The following is a 17,044-nucleotide window of genomic DNA, read 5'->3' as shown; positions in this document are numbered from 1 at the left end:
TGGCTTTCACTCCTTCTTGTCTCTTTCTCTCTATATTAACGAAAAAAGACTCCTGTGCAAACACAGGAGTCTAAATTTTACGCTTTTACTGGCATGGATTTAAGAATTTCAGTGTAAAATTCATCAAATTGTTGTAAATTCATTTGTTGAGCCGCATCTGAAAGTGCTACGGCTGGGTCTGGATGAACTTCTGCCATGATGCCATCTGCACCAATTGCAAGTCCTGCTTTCGCTGCCGGAAGAAGAAGATCACGGCGTCCTGTTGAATGCGTTACATCAACAAAGACTGGAAGATGTGTTTCTTGCTTCAAGATCGGCACAGCTGTAATGTCGAGTGTATTACGTGTTGCACGCTCGTACGTGCGGATACCGCGCTCACAAAGAATAACTTGATCATTTCCTTGTGCTAAAATATATTCTGCCGCATTAATGAACTCATCAATTGTTGCAGCAAGACCGCGTTTCAAAAGAATCGGCTTTTTAACAGAACCTGCTGCTTTTAAAAGCTCAAAGTTTTGCATGTTACGCGCGCCGATTTGAATGACATCAATGTATTCGCATGCCATTTCAACATCAGCAGGACTAACGATTTCACTGATAACTGCAAGATCGAATTCATCGGCTACACGTTTCAAGATTTTCAATCCTTCAAGACCAAGACCTTGGAAGTCGTATGGTGATGTACGTGGTTTGAAAGCTCCACCGCGCATCATTTTCAAGCCTTTGCCTTTAATCGCTTTTGCCACTTCAGCAACTTGTTCGTATGACTCTACTGAACATGGACCGAATACGAATGTCGGTGTGCCATTGCCCACCTGATGACCGCGAACAGTAACGACCGTATCGCTCTGTTTCTTTTTACGAGAAACGAGAAGTGCTTTTCGATGATCATCTTCTTGCAATTCAAGACTCGCTTTGAAAATTTCTTTAAAAATATGTTCAACCGTTGAACGTTCAAACGGTCCGTCATTTTTTTCTAAAAGAGTGTTAAGCATTGAACGCTCGCGGACTGGATCATAACGATTCACGCTCTGTTTTTCTTTAATGCGGCCGATGTCTTGTACAAGCTCAGCACGCTCATTAATTAGCTTTAAAATTTGGACATTCATCTCGTCCACTTTTCCTCTTAATTGATCCAGTTCTTGATTGCTCACATTTATCATCCTTCCGCAAGTAGAAATTCAAATTATTCTCGCATTTGACTGCAAAAAAATACCGTTTAAAAGCCGATACGAGTTATTAACGTTATTATAAATCATCCATTTCGAAATGTCACGAAAAACTTGCTTTATTAATTAAACGCTTTTAAGCACTAAAGTGTTTTCGTTTAAAAAAATCCAGACAAACTGCGTCTGGATAACGTTTTTAATAAATCGATGCTAATTTATTTTTCGTGATTTTCCAGTGAGATTCGGTCCATTCCGGCTTGCCGTCTTTAAAATAGATGACTTGTGGCGACTCGTGGCGAATGTTTGCTGTTTCTGCAATGTGATTAGATAGTTCACGCGAATCCTGTACAGTCAGGTAATATCCTATTTGATCGGTTTCTTCTGCACTTAAAAATGCTTCATACTCATCAAATGCTGCTGCGCTTACTGGGCATGTCATGCTATGCTTGAAGAAAAAAAAGCCTTTTTTTTCTTCAAGCAGCTGTTCAAATTGAGCAATCCCATCAATCTTTTCCATAGTAAAAACTCCTTTAGTCAAAAAGAAACCGGGATCAGCCCGGCTCTTTCATTACTTATTATATGTTTTTTTGTTCATGCTATTATTCGTATTACTGTTGAAACCACCGTTTTTCTTCTCATTGATGCCTTTATCAGCCGGGCTTGCTGGAGCTTCAGAGGCCGGCTTAGAAGAATTGCCTGTGACAGATGGTGAATTAGTTGATTCTTCCACTTTATCAAATGCTTTTTTCGCTTCATCCAGTTTTGTTTTTGCCGTGTCAGCTGTTGTGTCCACTTTGTCCGTCACTGCGTCTGCCACATTTTCAACAACAGATTTTGCTTCTTCTTTTTTCCCTTCTGCTGTTTCCGAATTTGTTGAGCTTCCGCTTGGTTTGAGCGATTTTACTTTATCAACGATCGCTGTAGACTGCTCCTGAACTGTTTTTGTTAAAGTAGATGTTTTGTCTTTAGCTGTATCTGTCAAGGAGCTTGCGCGTTCCTTTAATGAACCTGCCTGCACGTTCAAATCATCACGCAGTTCACGTCCTGATTTCGGTGCGACCATGAGTGCCGTCGTCGCGCCAATGAACGCACCACACAATGCACCGATGATAAAATCTTTTGTGTTAATTGAATCATTATAATTATAGCGGTCTGTATTCAAATCTAAATTTTCATATTGTGTTTGCTGTGGTGCAATTGCATCGTTCTTTTTAATATTGAATTGATCATATGTGTTATTATTTCTCATAAATAAAACGCTCCTCTTGTTTTATAGATTATTTTGATACTGATTTGTGTTTGTACTGACAGGAAGTATTTCGTTATGACTGGCAGGCGAAGCCTGTTTCGTATGTCCTTTCTCTTCTTTAAACTTGTCCACTATTTGTTTTACAACGTTTCCCCACTGAACAGCCTGCGAAATTTTGTACTGATTTTTCTCGACTTGTGAAGCAACTGTTGTCGTTACTTTTCTCAGAGATTGGTTCAAATTATGAACTGATGACCCAACATCTTTCACTGCATAAACCACTGTGTTTAGCTGCTCCGTTTTGTGTTGGACATCTTCAGCTAATACATTTGTTTTATGTAGCAGTTCCGCTGTTTCCGCTGTTACATCTTTCAATTGTCCTTCTAGACGGTCTACTGTCCGAGAAAGCGTGTCGAGCGTGTTATCGACTGATTTTAATGTTTTGGACAAATTGATGACCAAAATAAGAAACGCAATTGCCGCAACGGCTGCGCTTAAGTAAAGAATGATTTCCACTCCGTGACACCTCCTGCATGTTATATTTAATAAAATTACCCTGTTCCGCTAAATCTAAACACTAATATAATTCTTTAAAACACTCTTTTTTCCTTCTTTTGCACAAAAATAGCGATCGTCGTACAATGAAATGGATGAAAAGGAGGCGTTTTTTATGAAAGATGCAAGAATTCAAACATTGGCAGCCAATTTAATCAACTACTCGTGCGAGATTCAGCCGGGTGAAAAAGTGTTAATTGAAAATTTTGGTCTTCAGCGTGAGCTTATAACGGCACTTGTTGAAGAAACGTACAAAGCAGGCGGATGGCCGTTTGTTCTATTGAAGGATCACCGTGTCGATCGTTCACTTTTAATGGGAGCGATCGACAAACAGTTTGATTTAATGGCGGATTTTGAAGCAAATGTGATGAAAGAAATGGATGCATACATCGGACTGCGTGCTGGCGATAATATTAATGAACACGCAGATGTTCCAGCAGAAAAAATAAAAATTCAAGGGAATACGGTTGGCAAAAAAGTACATCGTGATATTCGTGTGCCGAAAACGAAATGGGTCGTTTTAAGGTACCCTACAACATCAATGGCGCAGCTGGCCAAAATGAGCACAGATGCATTCGAAGATTTTTATTTTGACGTATGCAATCTTGATTATCGGAAAATGGCGGCTGCGATGGACCCGCTCGTTGAGTTAATGAACCGGACGGATCAAGTTCATTTGAAAGGACCGGGAACCGATTTAATGTTTTCCATTAAAGATATTCCCGCGATTAAGTGTGCCGGCCGTTTAAATATTCCAGATGGCGAAGTGTATACGGCACCAGTTCGCGATTCCGTGAATGGCGTTATTTCATACAACACACCGTCTCCTTATAACGGCTTTACATTTGAAAATGTGAAGTTACGGTTTGAAAACGGAAAAATTATTGACGCCCACGCAAATGATGTAAAACGAATTAATACGATTTTTGATACGGACGAGGGAGCTCGTTTTGTTGGTGAATTTGCGATTGGCGTCAATCCACACATACTGCATCCGATGCAGGATATTTTATTTGATGAAAAAATCGCCGGCAGCTTCCATTTTACACCAGGTGAATGTTATGAAGAAGCATACAACGGCAATCACTCAAATATTCACTGGGATATGGTGAACATTCAGCGTCCAGAATATGGTGGCGGTGAAATCTGGTTTGACGATGTTTTGATCAGAAAAGACGGATTGTTCGTTTTGCCTGAGCTAGATGGCTTGAATCCAGACAACTTGAAGTAAATGTTTGGAGCTGGCAGTGAAAAACGCCCTTCGCCAAAACCGGCGAGGGCGTTTTTCTTTTATACACTATGTTGTTCGTACGCAGCCTGGAACTTTTGAATATCACCGGCACCCATGAAGATGAGAACGCTCGTTTCATGATTTTCAAGCACTTCTGTGCCATCTTCTTTGATCAACCTTGCTCCCGGAATTTTCTTCTGCAAATCTTCAATCGTCAGCTTGCCATGATTTTCACGGGCTGAGCCGAAAATATCGCATAAATAAACCGCATCTGCTTTATTTAAAGCATCCGCGAATTCATCAAGAAATGTTTGTGTCCGTGAGAATGTATGCGGCTGGAAGACAGCAACAATTTCACGGTTCGGGTATTTTTGACGAGCCGCATTAATTGTTGCCCGAATTTCAGTTGGATGATGCGCATAGTCATCAATCAACACTTGACCGCCGATTTTCTTTTCAGTAAAACGCCGTTTCACACCTGAGAATGTTAGAAGACGTTCTTTCACGATATTTGTATCAATTTCTTCATAATGGCAGAGACCGATGACGGAGAGCGCATTTAAAATATTATGGTCGCCATACCCTTGAATTCGGAAATTTGCATAGTATTCGTTGCGTACAAAGACATCAAATGTTGTACCATTTTCGTCAAACGCAGCGTTGCGGGCCTGAAAATCATTTTCTTCACCAAAACCGTAAAATACAACCGGTACGTTTGCTTGAATACCCTGTAAATATTCGTCATCACCACATGCAAAAATCGCTTTTTTCACCTGCTTCGCCATTTCCTGGAAAGCGGAAAATACGTCATCGACATCAGCAAAATAATCCGGGTGATCAAAGTCAATATTCGTCATAACCGCATAATCCGGTGCATATGATAAAAAGTGGCGGCGATATTCACACGCTTCAAATGCAAAATACTGTGCATCTTTTACCCCGCATCCTGTTCCATCTCCAATTAAGTATGATGTCGGTGCTGCACCGCTAATGACATGTGCCATTAAACCAGTCGTTGATGTTTTGCCGTGTGATCCGGTAATTGCTACACTCGTAAAATTTTGAATGAAGTCTCCTAAGAACTTGTGATAGCGAATAACCGGCACCCCGATCTCCTCTGCACGCTTAATTTCCTTGTGCTCATCACTGAACGCATTGCCGGCAATCACTGTCATACCTTCTTGAATATTATCTGCGTTAAATGGCAAAATTAAAATGCCTGCATCTTCAAGTCCTTTTTGTGTAAAAAACGTTTTTTCGATATCTGAACCCTGTACCGCGTATCCTTTATCGTGAAGAATATGCGCAAGGGCGCTCATTCCCGAGCCTTTTATTCCAACAAAATGATAGGTTGTCATCATTAAACCTCCAACATTCTCTAGCCTGCTACATACAGTATATGTATCATCGTTTATTTTGAAACGAATGGCAGTCAAATCATTGCATTTGTACATTATAGCACTTTTTTCAAAACGTGACTATGCCACTTGAAAAACCGATGCTAAGGCACCGGTTTCTTAGTTTGTCTCCTTAAAAAAAGCAAAAAGTTCTTCTTCAGATACGAGCACTTCGCGCGGACGTCCGGCACGCTGACCCGAGATGAGTCCATGTTCTTCCATCATTTCAATCAAGTTGGCTGCACGGTTATATCCGACTTTTAACTTTCGCTGCAGCATCGATGTCGATGCCCCCCCCCTGCCGGACAACAAATTCACAAGCTTCTCGGAACAATTCATCCTCTTCATCTTGTACGACTGCTTTTTGCAGAAGTTCTTCTTGTTTAAATAAATAATCTGGTTTTTGCTGTTCTTTGACGAATCGGACCACTTCATCAATTTCTTCATTTGTAACAAATGTTCCTTGCAAACGAACTGCTTCACTGGCCCCGTTATCTAAAAATAGCATATCGCCTTTGCCAAGCAGCTTTTCTGCCCCTACTTTATCTAATATTGTACGAGAATCAATTTGCGATGATACAGAGAAAGCGATTCGCGTCGGAATATTTGCTTTAATAAGACCGGTAATAACATCAACCGACGGACGCTGAGTGGCGACGATTAAATGAATACCGCATGCACGCGCTTTTTGAGCAATTCGACAAATGGCTTCTTCCACTTCCGATGGTGCCATCATCATTAAATCAGCGAGTTCATCGATAACAATTACGATATACGGCAACTGCGGTTCATTAAATTCCGACTTCTCTACTTTCACATTATAGGAAGTGATGTCGCGTACACCGGCATGAACAAACAGCTGATAGCGACGCTCCATTTCTTCAACGGCCCACTTCAATGCCGCTGTAGCCGCTTTAACGTCGGTAATGACGGGGCTAGCCAAATGTGGGATACCATTGTAAGGCGTCAACTCGACCATTTTCGGGTCAATGAGAAGCAGCTTTAATTCGTGCGGCGCTGCTTTATACAAAAGACTGACTAATATCGAGTTAATACACACACTTTTTCCTGAACCCGTTGCACCGGCAATAAGACCATGTGGCATTTTTTGCAGATCCAATACGACGGGTTCCCCTGCAATATCAAGGCCGAGTGCGGACGCAAGCGGAGATTTAGCTAACTGAAATTTACTATGACTGATAATTTCACTAATAAAAACGGAGCGGCTTTTGTCGTTTGGCAGTTCAATGCCGACCACTTCAGTACCCGAAATCGGTGATTCAATCCGGAGTGTTCTCGCCGCCAGACTGCGCTTTATATCGTCTGTTAAGCTGGAGATTTTACTCACTTTTACACCGATTGACGGTGTGACTTCGAATCGGGTAATTGCTGGTCCAGTCGTGACACCCGTTACTTTAGCATCAATATTGAAACTTTTAAACGTTTCATTTAATCGCTTTGTTTTTTCCGAAACCCATTCATCATCTATTGGCTTTTTCGATGGCGGTGTCAAAATAGACAGCGGTGGACGGTCAATGGCTGCTTCGATAACGACTTGTGTTGCCTTTTTCACAACCGTTTCCGGGACGGGTTTTACAGCCGAGACTGGTTTCATTGCTGATTCCGCTATTTTTTCACGATCCTTTTTCAGCATGATAACATTAAACGGAGAGTGTCGTCTTTCGCGCGATCGTTCCCGACGGTCAGCTGACGGCAGTTTTCCCTCTTCGTTATCAACGGGCGCTCGTTTACTCACTATTTCCAGCGGCTTTTCTTCCTGTTTCATTTTCACCGGCGCCGGCTTTTCCAGTTCGGGCAGACGGTTTGCGGTTTCTTTCGTAAATAAAAGAAGCGGCTTCTCATGCTCCTCCTGTTCTTCACCGCGGATGATTCGTACATCTTCTTTGGTAGGACGCGTGCGGAATCCATAAATCGGTGATGGAATTTCAGTTGGCCTAAATGGCCTCGGTGTAATACGCGCTGCTGGTGCAGACGTCGATTGTTCATAATGCTTTACAGACTCTTCTACTTCGGCTTTAATATCATGATCACGTTGTCTTTTACGTGGCAGTGCCGGTTCACCGCCACGCTTTACAGTCGGATAGCGATAAGCGACACGCGTTGAAATTTGCTGAGCAGATGGTGCCGCATTGATCAACGGTACATACCGCTCCCTTTTTGATTTTGCTTCTGGCTCTAGCAAACGCTGCTTGGTTACATCATTTTTCATTTCCTGTTCATCGCGTTTTATCTCTTCACTCTTCAGTTGTTCAGTTTCTTCTTCTTCAATTATGTAAATTTCTTCTCTAAAATAAGAGAGGATTTTTTTAAACATGTTCATTTTTGACCACTCTTTCCACTTGAAGTTTTCTTCATTGTAACAGCATTATGAAATTTGTTAACAGAAAAACAGCATTTTGGGAAATTGGATGGGGATAAAGTAAATCTTCATTTAGGCCTTTATCGGATAAAAAAAGACCGCCCGTAAAAAGAGATCAGTCTTTTTGCGGACGATTTTGTGCCATAATAAAAATCGGTTCAAGATGGCCATCTTCATAAATGAACGAAAGAGCCGTAATCGGAACGCGTCCTGCAGCGAAAAAGCTCATCGCCATCTGAGCGAGAATATCATAACCCGTCACATTGCGAATATCCCCGATAATAAGCACATCGCCATGAGGAACAGACACGGTCATATCTCCCTCCATCTTTTCACTCATCTCTTTTAAAAATCGATCGTTTAAAATACGGCTTGAATCGTAGCCATCATTTGAATTCAAGAAATAAAAGACGTTGCCAGCAACCGTGTCCTGCTTCATTTCTAGCGGAAGTGAGCGCAGATTGAATCGAGCAATTTCCCGAATTTGCTCCGCTGTCCATTTTTCCTTTGTCATCAGTTTTTCGTCAATAAGCCGGTACGTTGTGCCGAGATCGACAGCATAATAAATACGTGTTTCCGCTGTATGATCATCGTAAAAAAGTGGTACGCCTTCTTCTGCTTCTTTCGTAAACGAGGCCGCGCGAATAACCGGATAGATACGTTTCTCTTTCTCTTCCTTTTTTCCAGAACCGTCAAATGCATTTAATGCTTCATTTACATAATAAATCGTTTCTTCCGCTGCTTTTTCTACATTTCCTTCAAATTTAGCGAGGATACCGCCAAGCGTAACCGTTACACCTTTTTTTGTATCACTATTTTCAAAACGCATTTCTTCTTTTTCACGATCAAACACGATCCTCCGGTTGTCCCTCTTTAATTCTTCTTCCAGCTTTTTTCTCAATTTATTTGTTTGCATATACGTAATTCCTTCTTTCAGCTATTTTTAATCGTATCAACCGTCGTCTTATCTAGTGTTGTGATAAGTTTCACGAGCAGTTCTTTCGCCGCATCATAATCATCCGTATGAATAATCGATGAATGCGTATGAATATATCGGGAACAAATGCCTATTACTGCACTCGGTACGCCGTTTCCTGTCGTATGAACGCGGCCGGCATCCGTTCCACCCGGTGAGACGAAATATTGATATGGAATACTATTAGATTCGGCTGTATCAAGAACAAACTCTCTCATGCCGCTATGCGTCACCATCGTTCCGTCAAGAATGCGCAGCAATACTCCTTTGCCAAGCTGGCCAAATTCATTTTTATCGCCGGTTGTATCGTTCGCTGGACTCGCATCAAGTGCAAAAAATATATCAGGATTAATTAAGTGTGCAGCTGTTTGTGCACCGCGCAAGCCAACTTCTTCCTGTACAGTCGCACCTGAATAAAGCATGTTCGGCACAGTTTTTCCATGTAATTCTTTTAAAAGCTCAATCGCAAGCCCACATCCATATCGATTATCCCATGCTTTTGCCATGATTTTCTTCGGGTTAGCGAGTCGTGTAAAGGCGGATACAGGCAAGATAGACTGACCTGGCTTAATACCAATCGCTTCAGCGTCCGCTTTATCATCTGCACCGATATCAATTTGCATATTTTTAATTTGCATCGGTTTATTGCGCTGATCTTCTGTCAGCAAATGCGGTGGTGTCGATGAAATAACACCTTCTACTGGCCCTTTTTTCGTAAAAATGTGAACGCGCTGAGCGAGCATCGTCTGGCCCCACCAGCCGCCAAGCGTTTGAAAACGAATCATCCCGTTATCGGTAATAGCGATCACCATAAAAGCAACTTCATCCATATGACCCGCTACCATCACATGCGGCCCATTTTCATCTCCTTCTTTTACGCCGAACAGGCTGCCGAGCCCGTCTTGAATAATCGAGTCTGCATATGGCTCCATTTCTTTCTTCATAAATGCACGTACTGCATGCTCATTTCCTGGTGCACCCGGCAATTCTGTTAAAGTTTTAAACATATCTTTCGTTTCCTGTTTCATGATCGATCTCCTCCCGGCACGTCTTTTTCGTTCATTATACCGGAAATGGTCCTCAATTTGGAATGAAGCGCCTTTTAGTTTTCCGTAATGATGAAATCCTGTATACTTTAGAAGTATACAAATGGAGAGACAGGGGGGATAAAACATGATAAAGTGTGATCGTACAGCTTTTTTGATCGGTGTGGCCGCTGGAGCAGCCGCAACCGTTTTAATTCAAAAACAAACGTCCGAGTCGAAGAATGCGCCGCCTGAGAAAGTCTTGAAACAAATTAAAGAAACATTTAAACAGCAAGGTCCGATCAACGGCTCATGGATTCAAATGAAACCGGAAGATTACACACATAATGGTTTTCAGGTTTTAGTGTATAAAGGCGGTATTTCCCGTCAAGGTAAAACTAGCAATGAACAATTTGAATTTGCAGCTGATGCAAAAACAGGTACACTTTTAAACGTACATTCCATTCATTAATATAAAAAAGCTCAAACGGTCATCACCGTTTGAGCTTTTTTATCCCGTAGTAACGGACAATAAGACCTCTACTTCAAGACTATGAAAAGAAGGCTCCACTTGGCGATCAACTGCCCGTAAAAGCCCGATTAGTTTGGACCGGCTGAGCCTGGTCACTCAAGTATTGCTGCAGGACGCGGCGCTTTTCACCTGTGTTCCTCCTTATTCAGCGGGAATAAAGCCCCCATTGAATGAAGTTTCACTTTATAGGCGCGGCTGAAATTTCGCTTCTGACCGGTAAATACGCTGGCCTTTTGCTGAAAATTTTTCTTCATATTCCGTCATCACATTGCCTTCAAACTCACTGTTGTGTAAATCTAGACTGACATATTTAAGCATCATACCGTATTCTGAAAAACTCTTCAGTGAATATTCAAAAAGGCCTTGATTATCCGTTTTGAAATGCACTTCGCCGCCTTCTGGCATGAGTTCTTCATACAGGTTTAAAAATGATTTATACGTTAAACGACGCTTCGTATGGCGCGTTTTTGGCCACGGGTCGGAGAAGTTTAAGTACACTTGCTTTACTTCCCCTTTTTCAAAATAATTCAAAAGATCAGAACCATCGACATTTAATAATTTCAAATTCGGTACCTCTGCTTCCATTAATAAATCTAGTGCAGAGACAATGACACTTTCATACAGTTCAATGCCGATGTAATTAATGTCTGGATTTTGTTTCGCCATACCGGTCACAAATTGGCCTTTCCCTGTGCCAACTTCAATATGAATCGGATTATTGTTGCCGAAAATGTCATGCCAGTGTCCTTTCACATTGGACGATTCTGGAATAATGTACTGCGGATGAGCATCGATTTTCTCACGTGCCCACGGTTTATTTCTTAAACGCATCGTGCCTCGTCTCTCCATTTCCGTATAAATTCTTCTCTTCAATCATTAACCGATGCAACGCAGCAATGCTTTTGTTCATGTCGTGGAAGCGGCCTTTTTCACCATCCCATTCAATCGACAATAACAGTTGCGCGGTCGCATACCATTTCATCCGCCGAAAAAAAGACGGTGTTAATCTGATACCATACTGCGTGAGCCAGCTTGTCCATTTTTCCCGTTCAACGTAGCCAAACAGCAGGGTACCGAGGTCAATTGCCGGATCGGCAATCATCGCTCCATCCCAATCGATTAAAAACAGTTCATCCTCATCAGACAAAAGCCAGTTGTGATGATTTACATCACCATGACAGACGACAAGCTGGGATTCCGGCACTGATGGAAGCTGTGTTTCGAGGAATCGGACTGCTGCTGCCACTTCAGGGTGCGTATACATCACGTCGATTGTCGCATGAACTTCATCGAGCATCATTGATGGCCAAAAAGGCTTTTTACCAAGCCGCTTCAGCATGGACAATAGCGGGTCTGAAGAATGAATTTTTCCCATTAGTTTTGCGACACGGTCGAATTTCATTTCTTCCGGCGTAAGCTCTCGACCATTCATCCAATGCTGCGCTGAGATAACATCCCCATTTTCAAGCCGCTTCGTCCAGACGAGTTTCGGAACGACTCCTTCAGCCGAGAGCATAGCAAGAAAAGGAGATGAGTTCCGTTTTAAAAACAGCTCTTGTCCTCCCTGTCTTGCAAAAAATGCTTTTCCGGTTATGCCGCCTGCTGGTGTTATCTCCCAGTCTCCACCAAGAAAGTGTTCCACAATGCCTCACCTGTTTCACAGAAAAAGACAGCAGCCGCTTTGAAAAACAATTACTGTCTTTTTAATTTATAATATCGTACTCTTTATTGTCTGAAGTATTGTATCACGAATACGCGCTTTCCACCAGTTCATTTCAAGACAAAGCTACCGAACAAAGACTGCACAGCTAAATCCGTCTATATAGCCGGTTACAAGCCCTTTTGCAACTGGTGTAGTACCAACAATTGAACCGGATACAATTTGATCCCATGGGTCGCCTTCTGGAAGAATGAAGCTCGAGATGGAGGCACCGGTGTTGAATGATAGCAGTATATCGTGCCATGCACCATAGAAGCCGACATCTTTTAACCAGATCGACAATGTATCGACATTTGATGGCCATCTCACAATATGATGACAAATCTCTTCTTCTGTCCGCATCCGCCATGCACCGTGTGATTTACGGAGCTTGATTAAACCTTTCACGTACTCCACTTGATCAATATATTCCCCGCGTCGGCGCCAGTCGATTTGATTAATTATATCAGAACTCGTGTAGCTATTTTCGACACCGTGCTTCGTCCGGCAAAATTCCTGTCCAGCGTGTAAAAATGGAATACCTTGCGACAATAAGACAAATGCGGTTGCGAGCCGGTGTTTTCGTTTATTTTGCAAAGTATCTCCCGGAAAACAAGCTTCAAGTTTATCCCAAAGTGTATAATTATCATGGCATTCCACATAATTCACCGATTGTGCGGGTGAATGAAATAGACGGTCTATACCTGCACACCCTACATTTGCTGTATACGCCGCAAAGGCATGATCCATCAATTGTCTATTCCCAAAAGCAAAGCCCGGTTCAAATAATTGAAACGTGCTTCCTTTAATAGAATCTCGAAACCGATCATTAAAAAAGGCCGTGCCCGGCAGCTGCTGTTCATTTTGAATCGTTGCTTTTTTCTCTGCTGAAAGCGCTGTGTTTAAATCCCATCCTTCTCCGAGAATGACCGCATCGGGTTTCTTTGCACGTACCCGCTTTACCGCTTCCTGCATCGTTTCCACGTCGATCAGTCCCATTAAATCAAATCGGAATCCATCAAGATTGTACGCCGTTAACCAGTATTCAAGCGAATCGAGAATGAATTTCCTCGCCATTTTCCGCTCCGATGCAAAATCATTGCCGCATCCTGATCCGTTTGACGGCATACCATCTGGCCCTTGCCTGAAATAATAACCAGGAACAAGCCGTTCAAATGAAGACGTTTCACGAATAAATACATGATTGTAGACAACATCCATAATGACGCGTAGTTCTTTTTTATGAAGCGCTTCAATCATCCTCTTCAGTTCCACTGTACGAGCATATAAATCAGCGGCATTCGTACTGAAACTGCCCTCAGGAACATTGAAATAAAGCGGGTTGTATCCCCAATTATAGTTGACAGATGCATCAACATCCGAAACACCGAAAAAATCAAAAAAAGGTAAAAATTCAATATGTGTCACGCCGAGCGATGCTACATAATCCAGTCCTGTCGGCTGTCCGTCCGGACTTTGCGTTCCTTCTTCCGTTAAACCAAGGTACTTTCCACGCTGTTTAATGCCGCTTTCTGGCTGAACAGATAAATCCCGAATAGATGCTTCATAAATAACCGCATCGAGCGGTGATGAAAACGGTGGCAATTTGTTTTGTGGGACATGCATATGATTTTCATCAACAATACGCGCCCATTCACTATGGACAGACACCATTTTCGCATACGGGTCTACCGCTTCATGCCAAATATTATTAATACGCACTTGATACTGGTAATAATAACCTTCTGCCTGTTCAGGCAATGTGGCTTCAAATGTACCGCGGGGTCCTCGCTTCATCGTAATGTAGCGAAGCGGACTGTCAGATCGTTCTTTAAACTTCACGAATGCTTCTGTGGCCGTTGGCGCCCATACGCGAAAGTTTGTTTTTTCCGGACTATACATCGCCCCGAGCTCACCATCGTAATAAAATAAATGATCAAACTCTTCTGTTCGAATGACAGATCCCATTTGCAAATCAGTCCGCATCAACCGTTCATCGAGAATAATATGCTCGGACCCAAAATCCGGAGTCTCGGATATGTGGCAAACATATTTCACCATCATCTCAAATTCCTGCTTTTCCACAATCGTCATTTTTGTCACGTCATGCCCACTTTCGATATAGAAAAAAGCAGACTTTCCATCGTAGTAGTGCTTAGGTAACAAAATGGTCACTTCATTTAATTTATCTAAATACGCATTAAATGGACGGGTGTTCATCATTTTGATTCCTCCTCTTCCCATTCTGGGCGGCGGATGCTGATCGTGTCTGCATGATCCAGCAATGCTTTAGCGGCTTTTAGCTGAATCATCTTAAGTGGCGATGACACCTTTCTCATATAGTGAAACCAAGTGTCAAACGCACGTTTATCAATGTAGTCAATACCTGCCGGCGCGCTGGGATAATCAATATAGCCATTGCGGGATAAAATCGCCTTTCGAACCGGAAGATCAATCTGTTCATATCGCAAAAGCTTGTTGACGAGCGTTTCTGTTCTCGACAGCGATACGACCGGGCTAAGCAGCTTTGATTCGGCCTCGCCGTATCGTTTTGTCCAGAAGCGCTCCGCAGTTCCTGAAAAAACGGCATCATTTTGTTCTTCTAAAAAAGTAAGACACCACACTTCAATCGGCGTCATGATGACGATATCAAGTTCAACAGTTGCTTTTTGAAAACGTAAAACGGGTTCGTAAAAGACGAGAAATGTATCTGGCAGACGCTGCAATAAAAATTTCAACCGTTCATCAACGTAGTATTTATGATCAAGAGGTGATTTATGAAGCAGCGTCGAACTCGCCCATTTCACCTGAAATTGATACATTTTTTCAACGAATAGCTTCTTCGCATCCTCTTCTGTGTGTAAAAATGTCGATTCTGTCTCATTAATAGAAAAAATCGGTGTATCTTCCGCTTTTTGAATCGATTCTTCCTCCGATAGTTGACACTCTTTTTTTGAAAAGAATGAACGAAAAAAACCAGTTCGTTCTTTTTCCGGTTCAATCATCCAGTCATCTTCTAATTGAATAGGCTCTATGAATGATACCGCTTGATGATGCGCCCATTTCTCTTGAAACCTTCTCCATTCCTGTTTTTTCAAACGGACATAGCGAGCTGGATAATGAAACAAATCATTTTCATAACGGGATATGTAATTTTGTAATTTAATTAACTGCGCCATGAGATTAGTCCTCTCTCGTTTCGTTTAACAAGTATGACCATTTTTTCGTATATTTAGGATCTTCTAAACGATTTGTTTCATACAACGCCACTTCATTTATTGTAATATTATTCCACTTAGGTGCAACAACAGGTTTATATGGTTTATCCCCCTTCCACTTTCTCGCCGTTGTCAAATGAGGACGGTATGGTCTTTCATCAAGTTTGAATCCCGCTTTTGTGCAAACATTCACAGTAATCGACTGCAATTGGTACAATTCTCTTGGTTCGTCCGTGCCTATCCAGAAAATACGTGGGGATGCTGGCAGACCAAATGTATAAAAAGAAGTGAGCCTTAGTGGAAATGAATGCGTCTCTTTTAACGATTCTTCCAGCTGGGCGCATACTTCTTCAAGTAACCTTTCTTCTGAATCACCGATAAACGCCAGTGTAATATGATAATCTTCTGGATGTGTAAATTTTTTAAATGGTAATTGATGCTGCTTCATTTCATGAAAAATAGCCTTTTTCATATCATCGGGTATTACAATCGCGAAAAAATAATGCGGTTTCATTTTCTCCCCCTGAGTTTATCTTTAGTTTAACAAAAAAGTATATATCATTTATTATGTTTTTTAAATCATTGTGTATGGATTGGATTTATTTGAATGATGTGATTTAATAAAAGGTATAGAAAGGATGACTTTTTAATGAAAGTGGTTCATAATATCGCAAATTTGATTGGCGACACGCCTGTCGTCAAATTGCAGCGTCTGTCGCCTAAACATGGAGCGGACGTATACGTAAAATTAGAATTTTATAACCCGAGTAAAAGCGTGAAAGACCGTGCCGCTTATAATATGATAATTGAAGCGGAAAAATCAGGAAAACTGACACCTGGTGCGACCATTATCGAACCAACAAGCGGCAACACTGGTATTGGCATTGCGATGAATGCCGCAGCCCGGGGTTACAAAACGATTCTCGTTATGCCCGATACAATGACGAAAGAGCGTATCAATATTTTAAAAGCGTACGGCGCCGAAGTCGTGTTAACACCAGGCGATAAAAAAATGATGGGGTCGATCCAAAAAGCAATTGAACTGGCAAAAGAAATTCCCGGCAGTTATATTCCAATGCAATTTGATAATCCCGCAAATCCAGATGCCCACCGCGGCACAACATCAGCTGAAATTATCGATGCAGTTGATCAAATTGGGAAGAACTTCGCCTCATTTATTGCCAGCTCCGGAACAGGTGGCACCATTACAGGTACAGGTGAAGAGTTAAAGAAAGTGTATCCCAATTTGACGGTACACGTCGTTGAGCCAGCGGGATCTCCTGTATTATCAGGCGGCCAGCCGGGCAAACATAAACTCATCGGCACGAGCCCTGGCTTCATTCCGAAAACCCTAAACATCGATGTGTACGACTCCATTTTTAAAATTGAAGATGATGACGCCTATACTATTACACGCCGCTTAGCCGCAGAGGAAGGCATTTTAGTCGGCCCTTCCGGAGGTGCTACTTGTTTTGCAGCGATCGAAGTGGCGAAAACATTATCGAAAGACGATATCGTTATCTGTATTGCACCTGATACCGGTGAACGATACTTATCAACAGACGTTTTTCAATATAAATAATAAGATGGATCCCCCTTTGAATAGAAAGGGG

15 protein-coding genes and 1 pseudogene are annotated in these 17,044 nt (G+C 42.0%); 3 read left to right on the top strand and 13 right to left on the bottom strand.

Annotated features, from left to right (window positions below):
• Positions 1 to 77: 77 nt before the first annotated feature.
• The 4 genes from AWH49_RS02380 to AWH49_RS02365 form a co-directional block, all read right to left on the bottom strand.
• Positions 78 to 1,154 carry a bifunctional 3-deoxy-7-phosphoheptulonate synthase/chorismate mutase gene (locus AWH49_RS02380; protein WP_034286338.1) on the bottom strand — a complete coding sequence of 359 codons (1,077 nt, stop codon included), beginning with the start codon at positions 1,152 to 1,154 and terminating at the stop codon, positions 78 to 80.
• A gap of 211 nt (positions 1,155 to 1,365) precedes the next feature.
• Positions 1,366 to 1,686, bottom strand: a complete 321-nt coding sequence (ytxJ, locus tag AWH49_RS02375; protein WP_063964520.1) for a bacillithiol system redox-active protein YtxJ — start codon at positions 1,684 to 1,686, stop codon at positions 1,366 to 1,368.
• Between the two features lie 51 nt (positions 1,687 to 1,737).
• Positions 1,738 to 2,418: a YtxH domain-containing protein gene (locus AWH49_RS02370; RefSeq protein WP_063964519.1), complete on the bottom strand. Its 681-nt coding sequence runs from the start codon at positions 2,416 to 2,418 to the stop codon at positions 1,738 to 1,740.
• A 21-nt stretch (positions 2,419 to 2,439) separates the two neighbouring features.
• Positions 2,440 to 2,934: a DUF948 domain-containing protein gene (locus tag AWH49_RS02365; RefSeq protein WP_034286341.1), complete on the bottom strand. Its 495-nt coding sequence runs from the start codon at positions 2,932 to 2,934 to the stop codon at positions 2,440 to 2,442.
• Between the two features lie 154 nt (positions 2,935 to 3,088).
• Here AWH49_RS02365 and AWH49_RS02360 point away from each other — a divergent pair, with 154 nt between their 5' ends.
• The gene (locus AWH49_RS02360; RefSeq protein ID WP_034286342.1) at positions 3,089 to 4,204 is read left to right on the top strand and encodes an aminopeptidase; all 1,116 of its coding nucleotides are present in this window, start codon (positions 3,089 to 3,091) and stop codon (positions 4,202 to 4,204) included.
• A gap of 59 nt (positions 4,205 to 4,263) precedes the next feature.
• Here the strand turns inward: AWH49_RS02360 and murC are convergent, their stop codons facing one another.
• The 4 genes and pseudogenes from murC to AWH49_RS02340 form a co-directional block, all read right to left on the bottom strand.
• Entirely contained in the window at positions 4,264 to 5,562 is a 1,299-nt protein-coding gene (gene murC, locus AWH49_RS02355; protein WP_034286344.1) for a UDP-N-acetylmuramate--L-alanine ligase, read from the bottom strand.
• A gap of 159 nt (positions 5,563 to 5,721) precedes the next feature.
• Positions 5,722 to 7,942, bottom strand: a pseudogene (locus AWH49_RS20925) (DNA translocase FtsK).
• A gap of 154 nt (positions 7,943 to 8,096) precedes the next feature.
• Positions 8,097 to 8,897 (bottom strand): DUF1444 domain-containing protein, encoded by an 801-nt coding sequence (locus tag AWH49_RS02345; protein WP_034286345.1) that lies wholly within the window; start codon positions 8,895 to 8,897, stop codon positions 8,097 to 8,099.
• Between the two features lie 17 nt (positions 8,898 to 8,914).
• Positions 8,915 to 9,985 carry a M42 family metallopeptidase gene (locus AWH49_RS02340; RefSeq protein ID WP_063964518.1) on the bottom strand — a complete coding sequence of 357 codons (1,071 nt, stop codon included), beginning with the start codon at positions 9,983 to 9,985 and terminating at the stop codon, positions 8,915 to 8,917.
• A 145-nt stretch (positions 9,986 to 10,130) separates the two neighbouring features.
• Between AWH49_RS02340 and AWH49_RS02335 the strand changes: the two genes are divergently transcribed.
• Entirely contained in the window at positions 10,131 to 10,454 is a 324-nt protein-coding gene (locus AWH49_RS02335; RefSeq protein ID WP_034286348.1) for a PepSY domain-containing protein, read from the top strand.
• A 243-nt stretch (positions 10,455 to 10,697) separates the two neighbouring features.
• On the opposite strand, the gene trmB is transcribed toward AWH49_RS02335, so the two are convergent.
• The 5 genes from trmB to thpR all read right to left on the bottom strand — a co-directional run bounded on the left by trmB (position 10,698) and on the right by thpR (position 15,945).
• Positions 10,698 to 11,345: a tRNA (guanosine(46)-N7)-methyltransferase TrmB gene (trmB, locus tag AWH49_RS02330; protein ID WP_034286350.1), complete on the bottom strand. Its 648-nt coding sequence runs from the start codon at positions 11,343 to 11,345 to the stop codon at positions 10,698 to 10,700.
• Positions 11,329 to 12,156 carry a phosphotransferase family protein gene (locus tag AWH49_RS02325; RefSeq protein WP_018394188.1) on the bottom strand — a complete coding sequence of 276 codons (828 nt, stop codon included), beginning with the start codon at positions 12,154 to 12,156 and terminating at the stop codon, positions 11,329 to 11,331. Before AWH49_RS02325 ends, trmB begins: the two co-directional genes overlap by 17 nt.
• A gap of 144 nt (positions 12,157 to 12,300) precedes the next feature.
• Positions 12,301 to 14,436 carry a type I pullulanase gene (gene pulA, locus AWH49_RS02320; protein WP_063964517.1) on the bottom strand — a complete coding sequence of 712 codons (2,136 nt, stop codon included), beginning with the start codon at positions 14,434 to 14,436 and terminating at the stop codon, positions 12,301 to 12,303.
• A complete protein-coding gene (locus AWH49_RS02315; RefSeq protein ID WP_063964516.1) occupies positions 14,433 to 15,392 on the bottom strand; it encodes an NERD domain-containing protein in 960 nt (319 codons plus the stop codon). Before AWH49_RS02315 ends, pulA begins: the two co-directional genes overlap by 4 nt.
• A 4-nt stretch (positions 15,393 to 15,396) precedes the next feature.
• Positions 15,397 to 15,945, bottom strand: coding sequence for an RNA 2',3'-cyclic phosphodiesterase (gene thpR, locus AWH49_RS02310; protein WP_051927821.1), 549 nt, complete (start codon positions 15,943 to 15,945; stop codon positions 15,397 to 15,399).
• A gap of 135 nt (positions 15,946 to 16,080) precedes the next feature.
• On the opposite strand from thpR, the gene cysK reads away from it, so the two are divergent.
• On the top strand, positions 16,081 to 17,013 hold the full coding sequence (cysK, locus tag AWH49_RS02305; protein WP_063964515.1) for a cysteine synthase A: 933 nt from the start codon (positions 16,081 to 16,083) through the stop codon (positions 17,011 to 17,013).
• Positions 17,014 to 17,044: the final 31 nt, after the last annotated feature.

The sequence above is a fragment of the Domibacillus aminovorans genome (genome assembly GCF_001643235.1).
Lineage (GTDB): Bacteria > Bacillota > Bacilli > Bacillales > Domibacillaceae > Domibacillus > Domibacillus aminovorans.
Note: the sequence above shows the minus strand (reverse complement) of the source record. Positions and strands in the feature narration are given on the sequence as shown.

What these genes read in the sequence shown, in the direction of transcription:
- ytxJ (WP_063964520.1), bottom strand. Translation starts at nt 1,686, where the DNA reads ATGGAAAAGATTGATGGGATTGCTCAATTTGAACAGCTGCTTGAAGAA.
- AWH49_RS02370 (WP_063964519.1), bottom strand. Translation starts at nt 2,418, where the DNA reads ATGAGAAATAATAACACATATGATCAATTCAATATTAAAAAGAACGAT.
- AWH49_RS02360 (WP_034286342.1), top strand. Translation starts at nt 3,089, where the DNA reads ATGAAAGATGCAAGAATTCAAACATTGGCAGCCAATTTAATCAACTAC.
- murC (WP_034286344.1), bottom strand. Translation starts at nt 5,562, where the DNA reads ATGACAACCTATCATTTTGTTGGAATAAAAGGCTCGGGAATGAGCGCC.
- AWH49_RS02345 (WP_034286345.1), bottom strand. Translation starts at nt 8,897, where the DNA reads ATGCAAACAAATAAATTGAGAAAAAAGCTGGAAGAAGAATTAAAGAGG.
- AWH49_RS02340 (WP_063964518.1), bottom strand. Translation starts at nt 9,985, where the DNA reads ATGAAACAGGAAACGAAAGATATGTTTAAAACTTTAACAGAATTGCCG.
- AWH49_RS02335 (WP_034286348.1), top strand. Translation starts at nt 10,131, where the DNA reads ATGATAAAGTGTGATCGTACAGCTTTTTTGATCGGTGTGGCCGCTGGA.
- trmB (WP_034286350.1), bottom strand. Translation starts at nt 11,345, where the DNA reads ATGCGTTTAAGAAATAAACCGTGGGCACGTGAGAAAATCGATGCTCAT.
- pulA (WP_063964517.1), bottom strand. Translation starts at nt 14,436, where the DNA reads ATGATGAACACCCGTCCATTTAATGCGTATTTAGATAAATTAAATGAA.
- AWH49_RS02315 (WP_063964516.1), bottom strand. Translation starts at nt 15,392, where the DNA reads ATGGCGCAGTTAATTAAATTACAAAATTACATATCCCGTTATGAAAAT.
- thpR (WP_051927821.1), bottom strand. Translation starts at nt 15,945, where the DNA reads ATGAAACCGCATTATTTTTTCGCGATTGTAATACCCGATGATATGAAA.
- cysK (WP_063964515.1), top strand. Translation starts at nt 16,081, where the DNA reads ATGAAAGTGGTTCATAATATCGCAAATTTGATTGGCGACACGCCTGTC.